This is a genomic window from Marinobacter persicus, from assembly GCF_900114155.1.
Lineage (GTDB): Bacteria > Pseudomonadota > Gammaproteobacteria > Pseudomonadales > Oleiphilaceae > Marinobacter > Marinobacter persicus.
Genome location: NZ_FOSC01000002.1, coordinates 66,491 through 88,123, shown reverse-complemented (window position 1 = coordinate 88,123; position 21,633 = coordinate 66,491). Strand labels below are relative to the sequence as shown.

Here is a 21,633-nt window from a genome sequence, read left to right as displayed (position 1 = left end):
GTCATATCGGATGCAACAAAACTGGTCACGTTATCTGCGAGTCATTCTGATCGGCCTGGCCGGCACCACACTGGCGGGGCTCATTTTCGGCTACCCCCTGTATGGCCTGCTGCTCGGGCTGACCGGCTATCTCTGCTGGACCCTGGTTCAGAGCCGGCGTCTGTATTACTGGCTGGCCAACCCCGCCGCCTCCGACGAACCGCCCCGCAGCATCGGCCTGTGGGGCGATATCCTCGACAAACTGCACAAACTTCACCGCAACCATCTGTTGGCCGAAGACCGCCTGCGAGCGCGCATCAACCGGGTGCAGGAATCCACCAACGCCATGCGCGACGGCGTGATCATGACCGATGCCAATGGCGTGATGGAGTGGTGGAACGGCTCGGCGGAACAGCTGCTGGGCTTCAGGCGCAGTACCGACCAGGGTCAGTACATTCATAACCTGATCCGCACCCCGGCCTTCAAGGCCTATTTCGATGCCCGGGACTACCGCGAACCACTTGAACTGAATTCACCGGCGCGTCCGCACCTACGGCTACAGATCCAGATCAGCCTGTTCGGTGATGACGACCGCCTGGTGGTGGCCAAGGACGTCACCCGCCTGTACCAGCTTGAGCAGATGCGCAGGGATTTCGTGGGCAACGTCTCACACGAAATGCGCACACCACTGACCGTTATCAGTGGTTACCTGGAAACCCTGGTGGATCATGGTGACGAGCTGCCACCGAAATGGCGCCGGGCGATCAACACCATGGCCGAGCAATCCTCGCGCATGGAAGCCCTGATTACCGACCTGATTTTGCTCTCGCGCATTGAAACCGGCGAACACACCGCCGACGACACCCTTACCGACCCCGGCGCGCTGTTACGCCAGATCTGCCAGGACGCCCGCACCCTCAGCCGCGACCAGGACCACGAAATCAGCGTGGACATCGCCGATGCTCGCCTACTGAAAGGCGACGAAGGCCAGCTGCGCAGTGCGTTTTCCAACCTGATATTCAACGCAGTGAAGTATACACCGGCGGGCGGGCGTATCACCGTGTCCTGGAGCGCCAACCGGGACGGCGCGCATCTATCGGTAAAAGACACCGGCATTGGCATTGATCCGGTGCACATTCCCCGGCTGACCGAGCGCTTCTACCGGGCCGACCCCAGCCGGCACAAGGATACCGGCGGCACAGGCCTGGGCCTGGCCATCGTCAAACACGTGCTGATCAACCACGACGGCAATCTGGAGATTCGCAGCCACATTGGCGAGGGCAGCGAATTCATCTGCCATTTCCCGAAAGAGCGCCTGGTGGAGAAAAGCCCCGAGCCGATACGGGCCGGGGACTGAGGCCCACCCCGGCTCAGCGGTTGCCGGCCCGGAAGGTGGCAATAAAGCGGGACAGGTCTTCCATTTTCTGCGGGTCGTCATCCACGAAGCGCACGGTCACACTGACAAAATCGCTGTCCTGGCGGCGATCCACCGCCTGCAGCTGGTGCACATAACCGTTCAGGCGGGCGGTCTTGTCGTTACCGATCTCCATATCCACCACCGCCTGATCCAGAATGCCCGGGAACACCTGGTCGCGCTTGGCGATCACCCGAACTTCGGTCAGATTGATGTCCTTGACCACGGACTTCAGCGTGCTATCGGAAAAACGCACCTGCGCCACACTCATGGGCGCCCGGCCCGAGGGTTTGCTGCTCGCAGGCGCCTGGTTGGAGCGGGCGGCGGCCATCAGCGGGTTGTCGCCGGCAGCGGGCTGGGCCGGCGACTCGGGTTTGGCGGGTGGTGCTTCACGCTTTTGGGTGAGCAGGGCGGCCGATTCCTTGAACGCATCGGCCGGGCCATCCATGGATTTGCCGCTGCGGCTCATGCTGTCCTGCAGCTTGCGGCCCATCACTTTAATGATTTTCTTGCTCAGCCCTTCCGGGCTGAACGGCTTGCCCAGGTATTCCGACACGCCCTCTTTCACTGCTTCCACCACGTGATCCTTGTCGCCACGGCTGGTGATCATGATGAACGGCACTTTTTCGTAATGGGGCTGCTGGCGCATCCATTGCAGCAGCTCCAGGCCGGACATTTCGGGCATTTCCCAGTCGCACAGCACCAGATCGAAGGTGGTGCGCGACATCAGTGATTGCGCCCGGCGCCCGTTCTGGGCGTCGGTGGTTTCGATCACCGGAAAGCGCTGGCGTACCGTTCGCTTAACCAGATCCCGCACAAAGCTGGCGTCGTCCACCACCAGCGCTTTCAGGGTTGCCATAAAACGTTCACTCCAGGGTCACTAGTCCGTGCAGGAACAAATGGGCAGGCCTTTCCAAAACACGCTGTAAAGACATCCATGTCCCGCTCGAGCTCCGCCATCCATGGCTCCGCACGGTTTTGGAAAGGCCTGCCCATTTGTTCCGTCTAAGTCAGATAGTACGAACTATAGAACATTCATGCCCGCGCGTTGGAACCTTTGCTACCAAAAGACGACAAACCGTTGCCCGGCGGTACTCCCCGGCCGGCAAAACGCGCTACCATGAACATTCCGGTTTTTATCCACCACGCGAGGTGATCTGTGGCCCTTTCGACATCACGTTTTCCGCTCCGCCGCATTCTTTTGGCCGCTGGCCTGGCAGTGCTGGCCCAGAGTGCCAGTGCCCAGAACGAACCAGCCATGGACTTTCTCAGCGACGAGGAATTTGCCCAGTGCAAACAGCAGCTGCAGGCACGTGCGGTGAAGGCCGGTGTCCGCGAAGCCGTGGCCACCGAGGTGATGGCCGGCGCTGAGTACCTTGAACGGGTGATCGAGCTGGATCGCCGGCAACCGGAGTTCACCACCACTTTCGCCGATTATCTGAACCGGCGGGTCAATGACCAGCGCATCCAGAAGGGACGTGAGTTGCTGCGCGAGCATCGCGACCTTCTGGCCGAAGTCACCGAAGAAACCGGGGTGCCGGCTCCCTACCTGGTGGCGTTCTGGGGGCTGGAAACCAACTTCGGCAGTTATTTTGGCAAAATGCAGGTGCCCAGCTCACTGGCCACGCTGGCTTGCGATCCCCGTCGCAGCGAGTTTTTCAGCCAGCAGCTGGTGGCGGCCCTGCGGATTATCGATGAGGGGGCAATTGCTCCCGAACAAATGGAAGGCTCCTGGGCCGGCGCCATGGGCCATGTGCAGTTCATGCCCACGGTGTTCCTGAAACACGCCGTGGACGCCGATGGCGACGGGCGTCGGGATCTCTGGAACAGCCTGCCCGATGCCATGATGTCGGCCGGTAATTTCCTCCAGTCCATGGACTGGGACGGCGATTACCGCTGGGGCCGTGAAGTCCTGCTCCCGGACGACTTTGATTACAGCCTGGCCGATGGCCGCAGGCTTTCCCTGGATGAGTGGCGAGCCAAGGGCATTACCGACGTTTGGGGACATGGCGTACCCGACGAGCCGATCGATGCCGCCCTGGTGGTACCCAGTGGCCATGAAGGTCCGGCGTTCCTGGTCTATGACAACTTCCGGGTGATCATGGGCTGGAACCGTTCGGAATTCTACGCCATCGCCGTGGGCCACCTGGCCGACCGCATTGCCGGTGCCGGCGGCCTGCACACGCCGCCACCGGAAGACCAACCGGCGCTGTCCCGCGATCAGGTCATGCAACTGCAACAGGCCCTCAACGAGCGGGGATACGACAGCGGTGAACCCGATGGCATTCTGGGCGGAAAAACCCGCAAGGCGGTTCGCCAGTATCAGAGCGAACGCGACATGATTGCCGACGGTTTTCCGAACCTGACACTGCTGAGAGACATGAACGTGGTGGGCATCGACAAACCGTCAGACAGCTGAGACCCGCGGGCCGACAACCATGGACTCCATCACCCAAGCCGCCCTGGGCGCAACCATCGCCGGCGCCGTTGCCGGCAAACAGCTGGGCCGGTCCGCCCTGCTGACCGGGGCGGTGCTTGGCACCCTGCCGGATCTCGATGTGGTGATTGACTACGGCACTGCCGTGGCCAACTTCACCCAGCATCGGGGCTTCAGCCACTCGTTGTTTGTGCTGGTGCCCCTGGCGGTGATCCTCGCCGGGCTGCTCTGGCACTGGCGGCCCCAGGTTTCACTCGCGCGCTGGCTGGCGCTGACCGGGCTGATACTGGTAACCCACCCCATTCTGGACACCTTCACCACCTACGGCACCCAACTGTTCTGGCCAATCGCGCCACCGCTGGCGATCAGCAGCATATTCATCATTGACCCGCTGTACACCCTGCCGTTGCTGGCCGGCTGCGTGTTTTTCCTGGCGCGGCCACCGGCGATGAAGGTCATGGCCGGCGCCTTGATTGTCTCCACCGCCTACCTGGGCTGGAGTCTGGCGGCACAACAAATCATGACCGCCCGGGTGAAACCGGCTCTGGCCGAAGCGGGGCTGGAAGATTACCGACTGCTGGTTCAGCCCATGCCGTTCAACACCATACTCTGGCGGGCCACGGCGCTCACCGATGACACCCGAGTGGAGATTGTCACCGGCTTTCTGGATGGTGACGGTCCGCTGACCCTGGAGCGCTTTCCGCGCAATCCGGAACTGCGCCAGCAACTATTGGCACTGCCAGAGGTGCAGCGGCTGGAATGGTTTACCGGCGGCTTTATGCAGTACAACCAGAACGGAAACGACATAACGGCCACCGATATCCGTCTGGGTATTCCCGGGGCCCATCCGTTCACCTTTGTGGTGGCCGAAAATACCGATGACCAACTACTGCCCCGTGGCAGCACCCGCCTGCCCCGCCCGGCCCTGCAGCCAAACGCCACCGATTTGCTGTGGGCCCGGATCATCGGCCGGGCACCGGTTCTGTGTCTGTCCACCCTGTCATTGCCCGGACCGGGCGAGGGCTGCTGATGCGACTGGACCAGTACCTGGCCAACAGCACCGGCCTGTCCAGAAAAGACGCCAAACGGGCTATCGGTACCGGCCGTGTGCGGGTTAACGGTGAGCCCTGCAAACAAGCCAAACAGCAGGTTTCTGAAAACGATGACGTCTGGCTGGATGGAAAGCCCGTCATCCTGCCGGGCGAGCATTACCTGATGATGCACAAACCCGCCGGGGTGATCAGCGCCACTACCGACAGCGATCAACCGACCGCGCTGGATTTATTGCCCACCGACCTGGCCGCCCGTGTACACATCGCCGGCCGGCTGGATAAAGACACCACAGGCCTGTTGCTACTGACCAGCGATGGCCAGTGGTCACACCGGATTACCTCGCCCCGTCACCGGTGCCCAAAGACCTACCGCGTGACCCTGGCCGAAAGCCTGACCGATACTGCCCGGGCGCAGCTGGAACAGGGCGTATTACTGAAAGGCGAAAACAGCCCCACGCACCCGGCCGAGGTGGCCGCCATCAGCGATAAACAGATTGACCTGACCATCCACGAAGGCCGCTACCATCAGGTCAAACGCATGCTGGCGGCCGTGGGCAACCGGGTGGTGGCGTTGCACCGCCATCGCATCGGCCCGCTGGCTCTGGATGATGCCTTGCAACCTGGCGAGTATCGGGAGCTGACAGAGCGCGAGGCCAAAACACTGGTCAAGGACTGAGCGGGGCGGGTAGGCCTTTCCAAAACCGTGCGGAGCCAAGGATGGCGGAGCTCGAGCGTTACAGGGATGTATTCACAGCGTGTTTTGGAAAGGCCTACCCGCTCCGCTCATGGCACCTGATTCTACGACGACGCCTCAAACCTCTGCGCACCAAGATTCTTGCGCACCTTCCCCGCCTCAAACACCTCGCCATTCATGGCAATATAAACACCAGCCGGTAACAGCTTAAGCGCCGCCCAGGCAAAACCGACGTTAAAAACGGCATCAGACCGGCGCATACGGGCCGGTTGCATGGCCCCGGTCAAAACGATGGTGCGCTCGCCGGCAACCGGCTTAAGGGCTTCGGCCGTCTTCGCCATGGAATCGGTGCCGTGGGTAATCAGTACCCGCTCATGGTTACAGCCACCGACGGCCTGCACAATCAGCTCGCGGTCGCTGTCAGTAATCTCCAGGCTGTCCTTGCGCATCAGCCCGGCAACCTCGTAGCCTTCATGAACGTTGGACTCCGCCAGCAACTCGGGCAGCAGCGTATCGCCAATTTCAAATTGACTGTTGGCATCAAAGTACACCTTGTCGATGGTGCCGCCGGTGGTAAAGATCTGGATCATGCCAGCTCCCCTGTTCGGTGAATCGAGCACACCAGTTTACCCTTTTCCGGTACAGATCACCCTTCCCGGCAGGCACCGGACGCATGCAAAAATATGCAAAGGCGACTGACCTGCATCAACCAACCCGGCCGGGGAGCGTTTTACACTTCATCAATCATTTTCCGCCGCCGGAGGCCATCATGTCATCGCCCGACCCCACTGCTTCGCCTGAAGAAAACAGCAATGCCTTTCGACACTGGCAGCAAGGTTATGGTGTGGTGCAGCACTCCGGGCACACGGCCACCCGAGTAAAATCACTGGCCGAACGGCTGGTGTCCGGCGGTTATCAGCCGGACACCGACACCGTTTACCGCAAGCTCGCCGCCCTGGACCGGCTGACCAGCGCCGGCCTGTGGCTGGTGGTGCACATGAGTTACTGCAAGCGGGTGGATATCGCCGGTGCACCACTGGCCCCACCGGATTTCAAAACCACCCCCGAGGGCCATACCGGTGGCGCCCTGAACATGGTACCGGCCTACGCGGCCTATCTGGCCCTGAACAACCTGACCGGGCAGACCCGCAGCTGGCTGATGGGCCAGGGGCACTGCGTGGCGGCGGTCGAGGCCGTGAACGTGCTGACCGGCAACCTGCACCCGGAGCAACAAAGCCGGTACCTGACCGCCGATGGGCTGTCACGACTGGCGTCGGATTTCTACAGCTACCAGCAAAAGCCCGATGGCTCCATGGCCGCCCCCCTGGGCAGCCACGTTAACTCGCACACAGCCGGCGGCATTCTGGAAGGTGGCTACCTCGGCTTTGCCGAGCTTCAATACGCTCACATGCCCTTGCCCGGCGAATCCCTGGTGGCATTCCTGTCAGACGGCGCCGCCGAAGAGCAACGAGGCAGCGACTGGATTCCCCGCTGGTGGCGAGCCGAGGATTGCGGGCTGGCGCTGCCGGTGATGATCGCCAATGGCCGGCGCATCGAGCAACGCACCGAGCTGGGCACGCCGGCGGGGCTGGAGCGGTTCGAAGAGCACCTGCATGCCCGAGGCTTTGCCCCGTTCCGTTTTGACGGCAAAGACCCGGCCGCGTTTGTCTGTGCACTGTTCGAGATGGAACAGGCTCTGACCGAGCAAACCGGGCCGAACCAGCACTATCCGGCTCGCATTCCCTACGGCATTGCCGAAACCGTCAAGGGTTATGGTTTTTACGGCGCTGGCGAAAACAGTGCCCACAATCTGCCGTTACCGGGCAATCCACGGCTGGATGCCAGGGCGCGGGACCTGTTCAACGAACACATCCAGCCACTGTGGGTGGAATCCGGGGAGCTGGGCCTGTCGGTCAGCCTGCTGAACGAACACCAGCAGCAGCAAAGGCCACTGGAGAAAGACCACCCGCTGGCGTTGCGCAATCCCGCCGAGCCCAATCTGCCGACATTACCCTGGGGCCAGAATCAGGCCTCGCCCATGAGCGCGGTGGATGAATTTTTCCGGGCCCTGGTGGCCGACAACCCGCAATTGCGGCCCCGGGTCGGCAACCCCGACGAGCTGGCCAGCAACCGGCTGACCGGTGTCCTGAAAGATCTCAAGCATCGGGTCAACCAGCCGGAAAACCAGCAGGAAGACGTGCACGGCAAAATCATCACCGCCCTGAACGAAGAGGCCGTGGTATCGGCCTGCCTGGCCAACAAGGCCGGCCTGAATCTGGTGGCCAGCTACGAAGCCTTCTGTGTGAAAATGCTCGGCGCCATCCGCCAGGAACTGATCTTTGCCCGCAACCAGAAAGAAGTGGGCCGTCCCGCCCGGTGGCTGGGCTTCCCGGTGATTGCCACTTCCCATACCTGGGAAAACGGCAAAAACGAACACTCCCATCAGGACACCACCTTCTGCGAGGCCATGTTCGGGGAAATGGGCGATGTCTCACGGGTACTGTTTCCAGCCGATTACAACAGCACGCTCGCAGTACTGCCGTCGGTCTTCACCGAAAGGGGCCGGATCAGCTGCATGGTGGTTCCCAAACGCGAACGGCCACTGGTGTTCAACGCCGGGGAGGCCCAAACCCTTGCCAAACACGGTGCCCTGGTGGTGGATGAGGACACCTCGGCCGGCGAGGAGCCGGTGCTGTTGATTGCCAGTGGCGCCTATCAGCTATCTGAGGCCATTCGGGCCTGTGAGCGGTTGCGCGAGACCGGTACACCCTTCCGCCTGGTGTATGTGCAGGAACCCGGGCGTTTTCGCCAGCCCCGGGATGGCATGGAGGCCGCCGCCTGCCTGACCGAATTCGAGCGAGAGCGGCTGTTCCCCCATCGAATGCAGCGGCGCGTGGCGTTGACCCACATGCGCCCGGAAGTGTTCCGGGGCCATATGCATACCCTGTTCCCGCACCCGATTCACTCCCGGGTGCTGGGCTATATCAACCGGGGTGGCACCCTGAACGAAAGCGGCATGCTGTTCGCCAACCGCTGCACCTGGGGCCATGCCCTGGCGGCCTGCGCCGCCGTGCTGGACAAACCACCCGGCGAATGGCTGTCCAGTGCCGAGCTGGCCGCCGTGGAAGGTCGTGGCGACCCATCGGTGATTACTCGCGGGCTGCCCTGAAGCCAGCCCGGGTCCCGGCCACATAAAAAACGGGAGCCGAAGCTCCCGTCTGATGATGTTTCGCAAAAGTCGTCAACCACTGACAAACGCCGGCGCAAAACCAACGTTCCACAGGATAGCCGAACCCGCTCGAGTGGACACCAGAATCACCAGCGCAACAGTGAGCAGCGACACCCCGTACAGCTCCGCCTGCTCTTTCTCGATGCCCATGACAATGGGCAGGCCATCAAACATCAACCAGGCGCCATAGCAGGCGGCAGCCAGGAACACGATGGCGTTGAACCAGGGCTCCGGATAAAGCAGGGCAAAGCCCGCCAGGAAAAGCGGCGTACAGGAATAGGCCGCCAGGGCAATGCCATTGGAGGGCACATGTTCCTCCTTGGCACCGTAGGTGCGGGCCATCCAGTTAATGGCGTAACCCAAAGCAAAAACACCCACCAGCATGGCCAGATAAGTCAGAACACTGAGCTGTACCGCACTGATTTCGGTGAGCTTAATCAGCCGGTCAGCGCCAACCTCCCAACCAAAATGGGCCGTGGAGATGTAAGCGCAGATCGGCGCAATGGCCGCAAGAATCACGACATAAGTTATGTAGAGCCGGGTAGGAGTTTCATGCTCTTTCCGGATACTGGCCCATTCCTGATCTGGATGGGAAAAGAGACCAAACGCGTGCGACAGGAGCATGGGATCACCCCCTCATTTTGCTGTTGTTGGTATTCACAAGTACGGTACCCGATAAATCCGGATCAACTACCGCTCGTAATATTGACTATAGTCAATGACACGCAAGTTGAAAGTATTTTGTTCAGATTCTCACCAATTCATACCAGTACATCAGGAAAAGGAAGCCGCACCATGCTTAACCCCGGATACCTGGCTGCCACCGCAGTTACCCTGACACTAGCCCTGCAAGCACCAGCCACACTGGCGGAGCTGCAGACCAAAACCATGGATTACGAGGTCAACGGTGAAACCTACACCGGCTACATGGCCTGGGACGACGAGGCCGAACACCAGCAACCCGGCGTGCTGGTGGTGCACGAATGGTGGGGACACAATGAATTTGCCCGGGAACAGGCCGAGAAGCTGGCCGCCTCGGGCTACACGGCGTTTGCCCTGGACATGTATGGTTCCGGCAAACAGGCCGACCACCCGGACACGGCCGGAGAATTTGCCAGGGAAGCCACCAGGGATCTGGACCAGACCGCCGAGAGGTTCCGCAAGGCCATGGAGCTGCTACAGAACCACGACAGCGTGGACCCCGATCGCATTGCCGCCCAGGGTTACTGCTTCGGTGGCTCGGTAGTGCTGAACATGGCGCGCATGGGGATGGATCTGGACGGTGTGGTGAGTTATCACGGCTCGCTGTCCAGCCCGATACAGGCAGAAGCTGGCGAGATCAGCGCACGAGTTCAGGTCTATACCGGCGGTGCCGACCCGATGGTACCCGCCGAACAGGTTGCGGGCCTGGTGGAGGAAATGCACAACGCGCAGGTGGACCTGACACTGGTGTCCTTCCCCGGCGTGCAGCATTCATTTACCAACCCCGGTGCGGATCGAATCGCCGAAAAATTTGATATGCCCGTAGGCTACAACGAAGACGCCGCCCGCCGCGCATGGCAAGGCACCCTGTCGTTTTACGAGGAGATATTCGCTGAGTAATCTGCAGACACAAAAAAAGGCAGCCGAAGCTGCCTTTTTGGCGGTTATTGCCTAATCCATCAGGGATTAGAGAGCAACAACGTTCTCCGCCTGAGGACCTTTCTGGCCCTGGGTAACGGTAAACTCAACCTGCTGGCCTTCTGCCAGGGTTTTGAAACCGCTGCCCTGAATAGCGCTGTAGTGAACAAAAACGTCCGGGCCGCCTTCACGAGTGATAAAGCCAAAGCCTTTTGCTTCGTTGAAGAACTTAACAGTACCGGTAGTAGTAGACATACTTAAACTTCCTGAAATCAATCATTTTTTCTACCGCCAGAAGCCATTGTGGAACTGGTCGGCGTGTTACGGAAAAACAGAACTCGCGGGATCAAAAACAGGACGGCACTACTAACAGCGGAGGTACGTCTTATTCATGAACTGCTTTACTTATCTTTCCTACAAGATCCACTCTACTCAAGAACCCCGGGCTTGCCAAGAACAATTTCAAGAAATTTTATAGGTAAAGATACACAGAGTTGGGCGCCCTTTTCAGGTGCAGGGAAAGCACCGAAAAAGGGCTTTAAAGACGCAGCAGCGTAAAGGTGTAAAAACCGGCAAAGGTCATCAGGATGGAGCCCAGCACATGAGCCAGGATGCCCACCAGCGCCACTCCCCATTTACCCTCCTGCAGAGCGGCAAACATTTCCAGAGAGAAAGTGGAGAAGGTGGTCAGCGCCCCACACAGGCCGGTAATGGCAAACAGCCGCCACTCGGGGGCCAGCGCACTGGTCTGGGTGAAAAACGCCATCAGCAACCCCACCAGCCAGCCGCCACCCAGGTTGGCAACCAGCGTGCCCCAGGGCACCGCGTGGTAGCTGGCGTTCAACCAGAGCCCAAGCCCCCAACGCAGATTGGCGCCAATGATGGCGCCAACACTAACGGCAACGACAGACAGCCACATGGGAGTCAGTCCGTATTGTGAAGCGTGACTGCCTCGGGATTGCGAGCAAAGGCATCAAAGGAGAAGTCGTCAACGGTCAGCATTTCCAGCACCACCTGTTCGTACTGGCGCATGAAGTCGGCTTCCTCCTTGCTGTAGATACCCGCCTCCAACGCTGCCTCGAAACGCTCTTCCGGATGCAACGCGGTGGCCGGCAATTCGCCCTTGGCGTAGGCCTTATTCACCTTGCGGTACAGGGCTTCTGCCTTGTCATAGTCTTTCAGTAGACCATTGTAGCGAGCCACCGGATTTTCCACCGTGCCTTCGCTGTCGGTGGTCCAGATACTGGCAATCAGCTTGTGGCGCAGCGGTGTATCGGTGGAGATGGAACGCGCCAACTGGCGGGCCAGTTCATCGTCCGGCGCACCCCAGCGACGACCCAGCGGCAGGGTAATGGCTCGCAGGCTCATGGCCACGGCACGGTTGGGCAGGTTGCGCAGAAACTCGTCCAGCGCCTGCTCGGTGCGATGCAGCAACAACGCCAGGCTGTATTGCATCAGCTCTTTCTCGCCGCCCACCGGCTGGGTTTCGTACCAGTTTTTCAGAACCATGGAAGCCAGGTACAGGTTGGACAGCATGTCGCCCAGGCGCGCGGAAATCAGCTCGCGCATTTTCAGCTCGCTGCCCAGGGTGGTCATGGCGGCATCGGAGCACAGGCCGAAGGCGGCACTGAAGCGGGCCACCGCTTGCGCGTATTTGCGCGAAGCACTGTCAAACGGCACATCCGCCTTACCCAGACCCAACGCCTGGGTTAAGGCACGGGCAGCGTTGCCGAAGATCAGCCCGGCATGGCCGAAGAAGGCCTTGTCGAAGGCACGAATGTCATCGTTGTCCTTGGCCGCCAGCTCTTTCAACACATACGGATGGCAACGGATCGCGCCCTGGCCAAAGATCATCAGGCTACGGGTCATAATGTTGGCGCCTTCCACGGTAATGGACACCGCCGATCCGCTGTAACCAATGCCCAGGTAGTTGCGCGGGCCGAGGGTGACGGTCTTACCGCCGTGCACATCCATGGCATCGGTCATGATGCCGCGCTGGAATTCGGTCAGGTGGTATTTGAGGATGGCCGAAGGCACCGCCGGTTTTTCACCGTTATCAATCATGTTGGCCGTGTGGTTCACCGCCGACTGGGCAATATAGGTTTTACCGGCGATGCGCGCCAATGGCTCCTGCACCCCTTCCATGTCCGCCACCGGCGTGTTGAACTGCCGGCGAATACGAGTGAAGCCGCCAGCGGTGCCGGTGGCAAAGGCGGCGGCCCCGGCCGCGCCGGAAGGCAGGGTAATGCAACGGCCCACCGACAGGCACTCAACCAGCATGCGCCAGCCCTGGCCGGCCATTTCCTGGCCACCGATGATGTAATCCAGAGGAATGAACACGTCCTTGCCCTTGATCGGGCCGTTCAGGAACGGCGAGCCAATCGGGCAATGCCGGCGGCCGATCTCCATGCCTTCGGTGTTGCGGGGAATCAACGCGCAGGTAATGCCGTAGTCTTTGGTGTCACCCAACAGACCGTCCGGGTCAAACATGCGGAAGGCCAAGCCCACCACGGTGGCCACCGGCGCCAGGGTAATCCAGCGTTTCTCGAAGTTCAGGCGCAGGCCCAACACTTCCTCGCCATCCACTTCCTGCTTACAGACAATGCCGGTGTCCGGCAGTGAGGTGGCATCGGAGCCCGCGCGCGGGCCGGTCAGGCCGAAGCAGGGAATTTCCCGGCCATCGGCCAGGCGCGGCAGGTAATGGTTCTTCTGCTCGTCTGTGCCGTACTTGACCAGCAGCTCGCCCGGGCCAAGAGAGTTGGGCACGCCCACGGTCACCATCAGCATCTCGTTGGTGGCCAGCTTCTGCAACACGGCGGTCTGCGCCTTGGCGGAAAACTCCAAGCCACCGTATTCTTTCGGGATGATCATGCCGAAGAATTTTTCTTTCTTCAGGAAATCCCACAACTCCTGGGGCAAGTCCGCCTGTTCGACGGCAATATCCCAGGCGTTGCACATGGAAATGGCCTGGGTGCACTGGTCATCAACAAACGCCTGCTCTTCATCACTCAGCCCGGTATGACGGTTGATCAGCAGGTTGTGCCAGTCCGGCCGGCCGGTGAACAGCTCGCCGTCCCAGCCCACGGTGCCAGCTTCCAGGGCCACCTTTTCGGTATCGGAGACTTTCGGCGCCACTTTCTTGAACATGGCAAACACCCGTGGGGTCAGCCATTTACTGCGAAACTGGGGCAGCCCGGCGGCGGCAGTGGCTATGGCCCCGGCGAACAGCAACAGCGCCAGCCAGCCGGAGGCCATGAACAGGGCCAACACACCAACAACGGCCATTACGCCGATGGCGGACTTGGCTCCGGATTCCCGGCGCATTACGAACAGCAGTCCGGCCAGGGCTACAAGAAACAGGATCAACGTCATTGCCAACTCTCTCTGTCTTCTTCCGTGGATGAAAGTCTCCGGTTACCCCGGAGACTTCTGACTATAGCTGCTTACGGGCCCAGGACTCCAACAGATGTCCGTGAGCACAACAGAAAGCCACCGATCAGGAGGTGACAATCACCCGGATCCCCTCCAGCGCCAGGCTGGCGTGGTTGACCGCGTCCCGCGCGGCTTCCAGCTGGCTGTTGAGGAAATCCAGCTCTTCCTGGCGAATGGCGGGGTTCACCCTACTCAACGCCTGAAGACGATGAATTTCCGGCACAAAGCTGTCTTCCACCCGCGCCAGCGCCTGCTCGCGCAACGGCTTCAGATGTGGCTCGGCCAGGCCTTCGACGTGATCCACCATCGTTTCCACCTCGGCGCGAATGCGCGGCACGATGGCCTGAGCGGTGCGGCGGCGGATGTTGGAGCACAGTTCGTTGAGCTTATCGTGAGGCAAGGCTGCGGACAGATCACGGCCATTCACATCCACCACCAGGCGCAGTGGCGACACCGGCAGATAGCGCGTCAGCTGCAGGTTTTCCGGCGCCGGACAGTGCACGGCAAACACCGCTTCCAGCAGCAGGCTGCCCGGCGGCAGGGCTTTCACCGACAGATTCGACAGGGCTGCCTTGCCCAGTCCGGAGCTGGCGACCGAGTCCATTACGCCGGACACCATTGGGTGCTCCCAGCTCATGAATGCCATGTCTTCACGTTGCAGGGCCTGCTCTCGTTCCCAGGTAACAGTCAGGCCGTCTTCCGGCAAGCCTTCCACATGACCGGCCCGATACTGCTCGCCCGGTTTGAGGATGTCGGCATGCTCGCTGTGGTCTTCCATGTCCACGCCAAGAATATCGAAGGCCTGAAGCATGTAATCCCGCACCTGGGTGGAGTTTTCTTCCTGCTCAATCCGGCCGATCAACTCATCGGCCACCTCGCGGCGGCAGGAGTTCAGTTCGATCAGCGCATCCCGGCCGTTGTGCAACAGGGTTTTCAGCCTTTCGGTTTCCGCCGCGCTGTCGCTGATCACCGAATCCATCACCGACGCATCGCCCTCCAGGGCCTTTTGCCATTGGGATTGCACGTGCTCCTGCACGGCCACGCCCACCGAACAGCTCTCAGCGAAGGCATTCAGGCCCTCGTGGAACCAGCGGTATTGCACTTCCTGGCTGGTGCCTTCGAGGTACGGAATATGAATACGGATGGTTTCGGTCTGGCCAATGCGGTCCAGACGGCCGATGCGCTGCTCCAGCAAATCCGGGTTGGCCGGCAGGTCAAACAGCACCAGGTGATGGGCGAACTGGAAATTGCGGCCTTCGCTGCCGATTTCCGAGCAGATCAGCGCCTGGGCGCCCTGCTCTGTATCGGCGAAATACGCCGCTGCCCGGTCCCGCTCGATCAAGCTCAGATGCTCGTGGAAGGCGGCGCTGCGAATACCGGCGCGCAGTTGCAGGTAATGCTCCAGCGCCATGGCCGTGCTGGCATTGGCACAGATCACCACCGCCTTGGCCGGGCGCAAGCTGGCCAGTTTCTTCTGCAGCCAGGCCACCCGGGGGTCGTCCGCCAGCCATTGCTCTTCATCCGGCACGGTGGTTTCCGGATGCAGCCCTTCCAGACCATAACGGGCGTTTTCGTACAGCGTGGGCCACGGCAACGGTTCTGGCAGCGGCTGGCGTTCGGGGAAGCCCTGAATGGCCGCCCGGGTATTGCGGAACAGCACACGGCCGGTGCCGTGGCGATCCAGCAGGGCATCAATGACGGCCTCGTGATGATCATCCCGGGCCAGCAGCTCGTCCAGATCGTCGCCGATCCAGGTTTTCAGCACGGCCTTGTCGTCTTCGGCTACCGTGTCCGGGTTGGCTTGCAAGCGGCGCACCACCTGATTGACTGCCTCGTAGTCCTGCTCTTCCTCGCGGAAGACCTCCAGATCATGGAAACGGGCCGGGTCCAGCAGGCGCAGGCGGGCAAAATGGCTGGCCAGGCCCATCTGCTCCGGCGTTGCCGTCAACAACAACAGGCCCTGGCTAGCGGCGGACAGCTGCTCAACCATTTGATATTCCGGGCTGGCCTGCTCCGGCGACCACTCCAGGTGATGGGCCTCATCCACCACCATGATGTCCCAGCCTGCCGCCTCGGCATCTTTGCGGGCCTTTTCGCTGTTCACCAGGAAATCCTGACTGCACAGCACCAGCTGTTCAGTTTCAAACGGATTAACCGCATCTTCATCATCGCCAAAGATGTGATTCACCAGCGCATCCACATCGTCCTCTTCGTCCTTGAGGGCGTCGTAACGGCTCTGGTCGATAATGGAAAAGTGCAGGTTGAAGCGGCGCAACATTTCCACCAGCCACTGGTGCACCAGTGAATCCGGCACGGCAATCAACACCCGATGGGCCCGACCGGTTTGCAGCTGGTAATGCAGGATCAGGCCGGCTTCGATGGTTTTGCCCAGGCCCACTTCGTCGGCCAGCAGAACGCGGGGGGCGTGCCGCCGGGCCACCTCGTGGGCGATGTAGATCTGGTGCGGCAAGTGCTGAGTGCGCGCGCCCATCAAACCGTGGGCCGACGAGGCGCGAAGGCGATCCAGATGCTGCAGGGTTGCCACCCGCAAACGGAAAGCGCCGTTGCGCTCAAACTGGCCAGCAAACAGGCGTTGGTGGGGCGCGGAGAAATTCACCGTACCGGCCAGCTTTACCTCGGAAATCGGCTGGATATTTTCGCCGTCATCGGCGTGGTACATCAGAACACCGTCAATATCCTCGACAGCCCGCACGATGTATTTTTCGCCGCCGAAGGTTTCGATCTCCTCGCCCAGCTGATAAACAATCCGGGACAGGGGCGCGTTGTCGATGGCGTAGGTGCGCTCTTCGTCGGCGGCCGGGAAGCCGAGGGTCACCCGGCGCCCGGAAATCTCGGTAACAATTCCCAGGCCGAGCCCATTATCGTTGTGGCTGACCCAACGCTGGCCAATGACAAATTCCGATGTTTCCAAGAAACCTCCGCTAGCTAACAGATGATTGAGAATTCGAAGCGTTTTCCCGCACCCAGAAGGCGGTTGCCCCGCACACCGCCGCTGGCACCACAAACAGGTTCAGCACCGGCACCATGGCCGCCAGGGCAACCGGCAAACCAAAGCCCATGGCCGACAGCCGAACACCGGCCAACTGCCGACGCAAAGCGGGAAAGCTGACCTTGTGGTTATCCGCAGGATAGTCGACATACTGCAGGGACATCATCCAGCAGTTGAACAGGAACCAGAGCACAGCAGCGACCAGGTTCACTACCGGGATCAGGCCAAGGATAAACAACACCAGGGCCCGGGGCAGGTAATAGGCGATTTTCTGAACTTCACGCCAAAGCGCGCGGGGAATATCTTTGATGATGGCGGCCCAACTGCCGTCCGTACTGACTTCCTGGCCGGTCAGATGCTTCTCGGTCAGTTCGGACAGGTAGCCGTAAAAAGGAGAGCCAATCAGGTTGGCAATGATGACAAAGCCGTAGGCCAGCATCAGCAGGATCACTGCGCCGTATAGCAGCCAAAACAGCCAGTCCAGCGCCTGCAGCCAGGCCCAGTCCGGCAGCCAGCCCATAACCATGGCGATCAGAATGCCGAACAATTCGGCCAGAAAGTAGAACAGCAGGCCAAACAGCAGCACGTTCAACACCAGAGGGATGATGACAAACAGCCGGAGACCGGGTTGGCGGATCAGCCGGAAACCTTCGGCCAGGTAGCCCAGCCCGTGGAAAAAGTTACCCTTGAGCATCAACAATGACCCTCTGCTGCCATGAAAACGGGCGGCGAAGCATATCATGTCCAGCCGGCTTCGGCAGCCGCCCCGGCCAGGTCGACCAACAACGGCGCGCAGTCGCTATGTACGACATTCGCCACCACCTTTGTAAGATATCTCTTACGGGGGTGCAGGAAATCTCGGATACTTTGCGTACGCAGCGACGGCGACACGCATTACAAAAAATCCACCTGCATGATTTGCAAGAAAAAACTATCAGGCCAATAGTTTCTCCATAAAAACGAGGGATTTCTGTCACGTTTTTGTCTAATCAGCGTTGCTATAGTTTAGTCATCAGGGACGTCAGGAAAAGGACTGAAAGGAAACACCCGTGCACGGACAGCAGGGGGAAGCAAGGACACATGGAAGCCCCGCTTGAGGGAAACATTGGAGCGTTGGCCCGGACGGCCGACACCAGGGAGAGGATTAAGGATCCGGCAACATGGCGGTTGCCCCTAGCGCAAGGACGCGCCAACCTGTTCCGAAGCCTGAACTGCCAGGATGGCGATTCAGCACACTGCAAGGGCAGCCCACGGGTTGCCCTTCATTGTTTCTGCCCCTCTCTTTATACTGCCTGCTCATCCAGAGCAACAGCGACTCCCGAACATGGCCAGTAGACCCGACACCGACGATTACCTGAACCTGTTCCTCAATGACATACCATTGATGGACGTACGGGCCCCCGTCGAATTCAGCAAGGGCAGCTTCCCTTCGGCGGTCAATGCGCCGTTGATGAACGACGAGGAACGCCATCGGGTCGGTATCTGCTACAAGGAAAAAGGCCAGGACAAGGCCATCGAACTGGGCCACCAGCTGGTCAGCGGTGATCTCAAGGCCCAGCGCATCGAGGCCTGGACACGCTTCGCCGCCCAACACCCCGAAGGCTATCTGTTCTGTTTCCGGGGCGGACTGCGCTCCCGGCTGACCCAGGAATGGATTCGCGATGCCGGCATCGACTACCCACTGGTCAAGGGTGGCTATAAAGCGCTGCGCCGTTTCCTGATCGACAGCCTGGAAGACATCATCACCACTGCCAGCTTCCGCATCCTCAGCGGTCGCACCGGTACCGGCAAAACCCGGGTACTGCACCGCCTGCCCAATCCGGTGGACCTGGAAGGCCTGGCCAATCATCGCGGCTCCAGCTTCGGCCGAAAGGTCACGCCCCAGCCCTCGCAAATCGATTTTGAAAACCGGCTGGCGGTGTCGATGCTCAAGGCACACCACAAACTCAGCGGTCCCATGTATCTGGAAGATGAAAGCCGGCTGATCGGCCGCTGCTCACTGCCCGAAAGCCTGCGGGAAAAGATGGGCGAGGCACCGCTAATGATTCTTGAACGGCCCATGACCGAGCGCATCGACATCATCCGGGCTGATTATGTGGAGGACATGCTGGCCGACTACGTAGCCCGCGACGGCTCGGAGGCCGGCTGGCTCAATTTCCGCGACTACCTGCTCAGCGCCCTCGACCGCATCCGCAAACGCCTGGGTGGCGAGCGCCACCAGCGCCTGCGCCGGTTGATGGAACAGGCGCTTGAGCACCAGGCCGTAACCGGCTCAACCGAGGCCCACAACGCCTGGATTGAGGCACTTTTGGGGAATTACTACGACCCCATGTACGATTACCAGCTAAGCCAGAAACAGGGGCGCATTGTGGTCCGTGGCAACCCGGACGACATCATTGATTACGCCGGCACCGAACACCCGAGCTGATCTGCATAAAAAACTGATCCGTAACACCGGATCTTTGCGCATCTGCTATACATCTTCATACTACGTCGTTTTATTCAACAAGGAGTTCCACAATGGACGATCTCTTCGGTGCCAACGGTCAGGCATCCCAGCTTATGGATCAGGCTATCAGTCTGGTAATGACCTATGCTCCCAAAGTGGTGCTGGCCATCATTACCCTGATTGTCGGCCTGTGGCTGATCAATCGCTTTGTCAAAGTCCTGGACAGCAAGCTGGGCAAGAAAGACCCGACTCTGAACAGCTTCCTGTGTGGCCTGCTCAGCGCTATCCTGAAAATCCTCCTGCTGATCTCTGTGGCCTCCATGGTTGGCATTGCCACCACCTCGTTTGTGGCCATCATTGGTGCCGCCGGTCTGGCCGTTGGCCTAGCCCTGCAGGGCAGCCTGGGCAACTTTGCCGGTGGCGTACTGATTCTTATCTTCAAGCCATTCAAGGTCGGCGACACCATTGAAGCGCAGGGTTTCCTCGGTGCCGTGCGGGAAATCAGCATCCTGTATACCATCGTGGATACCTTCGATAACCGCCGGGTGGTCATTCCCAACGGCAGCCTGTCGAACGCCAGCCTGACCAACGTCAGCTATTACGACACCCGCCGCTGCGACATGACCTTCGGCATCAGCTACAACGACGACATCGACAAGGCCCGCGCTATTATCAAGCGCTGCCTGGATGAAGACGAACGCGTACTGCCGGAGCCGGAACCACGGATTTCCATTGGCTCTCTGGGCGATAACTCCGTCAACTTTATCGTCCGCCCCTGGACCAAAACCGACGACCTGTGGCCGGTTTACTGGGACATGCACGAGAAAATCAAGAAAGCGTTCGATGCCGAGGGCATTTCCATTCCCTTTCCGCAACGCGACGTGCACATCATCAGGGAAGAATGACCCTGACCACCTGCGGGATTGACCCCGGTCGCTTGTCTGCTTCGCCGCTTTGCGTAAACTGAGGTAGCCTCTGAGGGCAAGCAGACAGGAACCGGTGTTTATGACCCAGCACTTCGACATTATTATCACGGGCGGCGGCATGGTTGGCGCCGCCCTGGCAACCGGCCTGGGTCGGCAGGGCCATCATGTTGCCCTGATTGACCTGGCCGAGCCCGCACCATTCGACCCACACTCCCGCCCAGACATCCGCGTTTCAGCCCTCAGTGCTGGCAGCGAAGACTACCTGCGGTCGCTGGGGGCCTGGACCGCCATTCCGGCGATGCGGGCCACGCCCTACCGTCGCCTGGGCGTGTGGGATGCCGCCAACCACCCGATCACCGACCGGTTGCCCGAAGACCTGAATCACGTTGAGTTCAACGCCGATGACCTGGGTACCAGTCACCTCGGCCACATCGTGGAAAATTCCGTGACCCGCCTGGCCCTGTGGCAAACCGCACAGCAGCAGGACAATGTCACCCTGCTGACCGGGCAAGGCATTAGCTCGTTGTCGCAAAACGACCAAATGGCAACGATCGGTCTGGAAGATGGCACGCAATTACACGCCCGGCTGGTCATCGGCGCTGATGGCGCCCGCTCGCAACTGCGGGAGCTGGCCGGTATCGGTACCCATCGTGACCAATACCAGCAGCAGGCCATGGTGATGTCCGTGCGCTACCGGGGCGAGCCGCAAGACATCACCTGGCAGGGCTTTTACCCCAGTGGTCCCCGGGCCTTCCTGCCCCTGCACGGCGCGGGTGAACAACACCCCGGTGAAACCTGGGCCTCGCTGGTGTGGTACGACAGCCCGGCGCGCCACGAAGAACTCATGGCCATGGATGACAGGGAGTTGATGATGGAACTGCGCCATGAGTTCCCGGCTTCATTGCCAAAACTGACCCACATCGATGCCCGCGCCTGCTTTCCTATTGCCCGCCAGCACGCCAACCAGTATTACAGTGGCCGCGTGGTGCTGGCCGGCGATGCCGCCCACACCATCAACCCGCTGGCCGGCCAGGGTGTGAACCTGGGGTTCCAGGATGCCTGGTGTCTGCAAACATTGCTGGAAGAAGCCCGGCTGAACGGCACCGACCCGGACCGCCAATCGCTGCTTGCGCAGTACGAACAACAGCGCCGCCCGGCCAACCGGCGAATGATGCTGACCATGGATGTCTTCTACCACCTGTTCAGTAATGAAATTCCGCCGGTACACCTGCTGCGCAACCTGGGCCTGGGCGCCGCCCGCGCCCTGCCCTTCGCTCGCAACCGGGTGGCACGCTATGCCATGGGGCTGGAAGAACCCCCGGCGTTCAACCCGGCCCAACTGGCCAGCCGGTTGCCCGGCTTCGATTCCCTGTTTGGCCAGAAGTCCTGAA

The 21,633-nt window shown here is 60.5% G+C and carries 17 protein-coding genes; 9 read left to right on the top strand and 8 right to left on the bottom strand.

Translation table 11 applies throughout. The annotated features are described in order from the left end of the window. The first annotated feature begins 10 nt into the window (after positions 1–10). Positions 11–1,336 (top strand): phosphate regulon sensor histidine kinase PhoR, encoded by a 1,326-nt coding sequence (gene phoR, locus BMZ63_RS02360; RefSeq protein ID WP_091701162.1) that lies wholly within the window; start codon positions 11–13, stop codon positions 1,334–1,336. A 13-nt stretch (positions 1,337–1,349) separates the two neighbouring features. Here phoR and BMZ63_RS02355 read toward each other — a convergent pair whose 3' ends face one another. After that, a complete protein-coding gene (locus tag BMZ63_RS02355; protein ID WP_091701160.1) occupies positions 1,350–2,252 on the bottom strand; it encodes a response regulator in 903 nt (300 codons plus the stop codon). A 300-nt stretch (positions 2,253–2,552) separates the two neighbouring features. Between BMZ63_RS02355 and BMZ63_RS02350 the strand changes: the two genes are divergently transcribed. From BMZ63_RS02350 to BMZ63_RS02340, 3 genes are read left to right on the top strand one after another with little or no spacing between them, the layout of a single operon-like run. Then, positions 2,553–3,812, top strand: a complete 1,260-nt coding sequence (locus BMZ63_RS02350) for a lytic murein transglycosylase (protein ID WP_227663483.1) — start codon at positions 2,553–2,555, stop codon at positions 3,810–3,812. A 19-nt stretch (positions 3,813–3,831) separates the two neighbouring features. After that, the gene (locus tag BMZ63_RS02345; protein WP_091701157.1) at positions 3,832–4,860 is read left to right on the top strand and encodes a metal-dependent hydrolase; all 1,029 of its coding nucleotides are present in this window, start codon (positions 3,832–3,834) and stop codon (positions 4,858–4,860) included. After that, the gene (locus tag BMZ63_RS02340; protein WP_091701155.1) at positions 4,860–5,558 is read left to right on the top strand and encodes a pseudouridine synthase; all 699 of its coding nucleotides are present in this window, start codon (positions 4,860–4,862) and stop codon (positions 5,556–5,558) included. Before BMZ63_RS02345 ends, BMZ63_RS02340 begins: the two co-directional genes overlap by 1 nt. 122 nt (positions 5,559–5,680) lie before the next feature. Here the strand turns inward: BMZ63_RS02340 and BMZ63_RS02335 are convergent, their stop codons facing one another. Next, a complete protein-coding gene (locus BMZ63_RS02335) occupies positions 5,681–6,166 on the bottom strand; it encodes an asparaginase domain-containing protein (RefSeq protein ID WP_091701151.1) in 486 nt (161 codons plus the stop codon). A gap of 179 nt (positions 6,167–6,345) precedes the next feature. Here BMZ63_RS02335 and BMZ63_RS02330 point away from each other — a divergent pair, with 179 nt between their 5' ends. Then, positions 6,346–8,745: a phosphoketolase family protein gene (locus tag BMZ63_RS02330; RefSeq protein WP_091701807.1), complete on the top strand. Its 2,400-nt coding sequence runs from the start codon at positions 6,346–6,348 to the stop codon at positions 8,743–8,745. Between the two features lie 72 nt (positions 8,746–8,817). Here BMZ63_RS02330 and BMZ63_RS02325 read toward each other — a convergent pair whose 3' ends face one another. Beyond that, entirely contained in the window at positions 8,818–9,429 is a 612-nt protein-coding gene (locus BMZ63_RS02325; protein WP_091701148.1) for a Yip1 family protein, read from the bottom strand. A gap of 171 nt (positions 9,430–9,600) precedes the next feature. On the opposite strand from BMZ63_RS02325, the gene BMZ63_RS02320 reads away from it, so the two are divergent. Next, positions 9,601–10,407: a dienelactone hydrolase family protein gene (locus BMZ63_RS02320; protein ID WP_091701145.1), complete on the top strand. Its 807-nt coding sequence runs from the start codon at positions 9,601–9,603 to the stop codon at positions 10,405–10,407. 66 nt (positions 10,408–10,473) lie between these two features. Here BMZ63_RS02320 and BMZ63_RS02315 read toward each other — a convergent pair whose 3' ends face one another. The 5 genes from BMZ63_RS02315 to cysZ form a co-directional block, all read right to left on the bottom strand. After that, entirely contained in the window at positions 10,474–10,680 is a 207-nt protein-coding gene (locus tag BMZ63_RS02315; RefSeq protein WP_008172950.1) for a cold-shock protein, read from the bottom strand. Positions 10,681–10,963: 283 nt separating this feature from the next. Next, positions 10,964–11,344: a fluoride efflux transporter CrcB gene (gene crcB / locus BMZ63_RS02310; RefSeq protein WP_091701141.1), complete on the bottom strand. Its 381-nt coding sequence runs from the start codon at positions 11,342–11,344 to the stop codon at positions 10,964–10,966. Between the two features lie 5 nt (positions 11,345–11,349). Next, positions 11,350–13,797, bottom strand: coding sequence for an acyl-CoA dehydrogenase (locus tag BMZ63_RS02305; protein WP_091701139.1), 2,448 nt, complete (start codon positions 13,795–13,797; stop codon positions 11,350–11,352). Positions 13,798–13,921: 124 nt separating this feature from the next. Beyond that, positions 13,922–16,789: an RNA polymerase-associated protein RapA gene (gene rapA / locus BMZ63_RS02300; RefSeq protein WP_091701136.1), complete on the bottom strand. Its 2,868-nt coding sequence runs from the start codon at positions 16,787–16,789 to the stop codon at positions 13,922–13,924. A 10-nt stretch (positions 16,790–16,799) separates the two neighbouring features. Then, positions 16,800–17,561: a sulfate transporter CysZ gene (gene cysZ, locus BMZ63_RS02295; RefSeq protein WP_091701134.1), complete on the bottom strand. Its 762-nt coding sequence runs from the start codon at positions 17,559–17,561 to the stop codon at positions 16,800–16,802. 630 nt (positions 17,562–18,191) lie between these two features. Here cysZ and mnmH point away from each other — a divergent pair. The 3 genes from mnmH (at position 18,192) to BMZ63_RS02280 (ending at position 21,632) form a co-directional block, all read left to right on the top strand. Further along, positions 18,192–19,295 carry a tRNA 2-selenouridine(34) synthase MnmH gene (mnmH, locus tag BMZ63_RS02290; protein WP_091701131.1) on the top strand — a complete coding sequence of 368 codons (1,104 nt, stop codon included), beginning with the start codon at positions 18,192–18,194 and terminating at the stop codon, positions 19,293–19,295. A 92-nt stretch (positions 19,296–19,387) separates the two neighbouring features. Further along, positions 19,388–20,221, top strand: a complete 834-nt coding sequence (locus BMZ63_RS02285) for a mechanosensitive ion channel family protein (protein WP_091701128.1) — start codon at positions 19,388–19,390, stop codon at positions 20,219–20,221. Positions 20,222–20,321: 100 nt separating this feature from the next. Continuing rightward, entirely contained in the window at positions 20,322–21,632 is a 1,311-nt protein-coding gene (locus BMZ63_RS02280; RefSeq protein ID WP_091701126.1) for an FAD-dependent monooxygenase, read from the top strand. The last annotated feature ends 1 nt before the right edge of the window (position 21,633 follow it).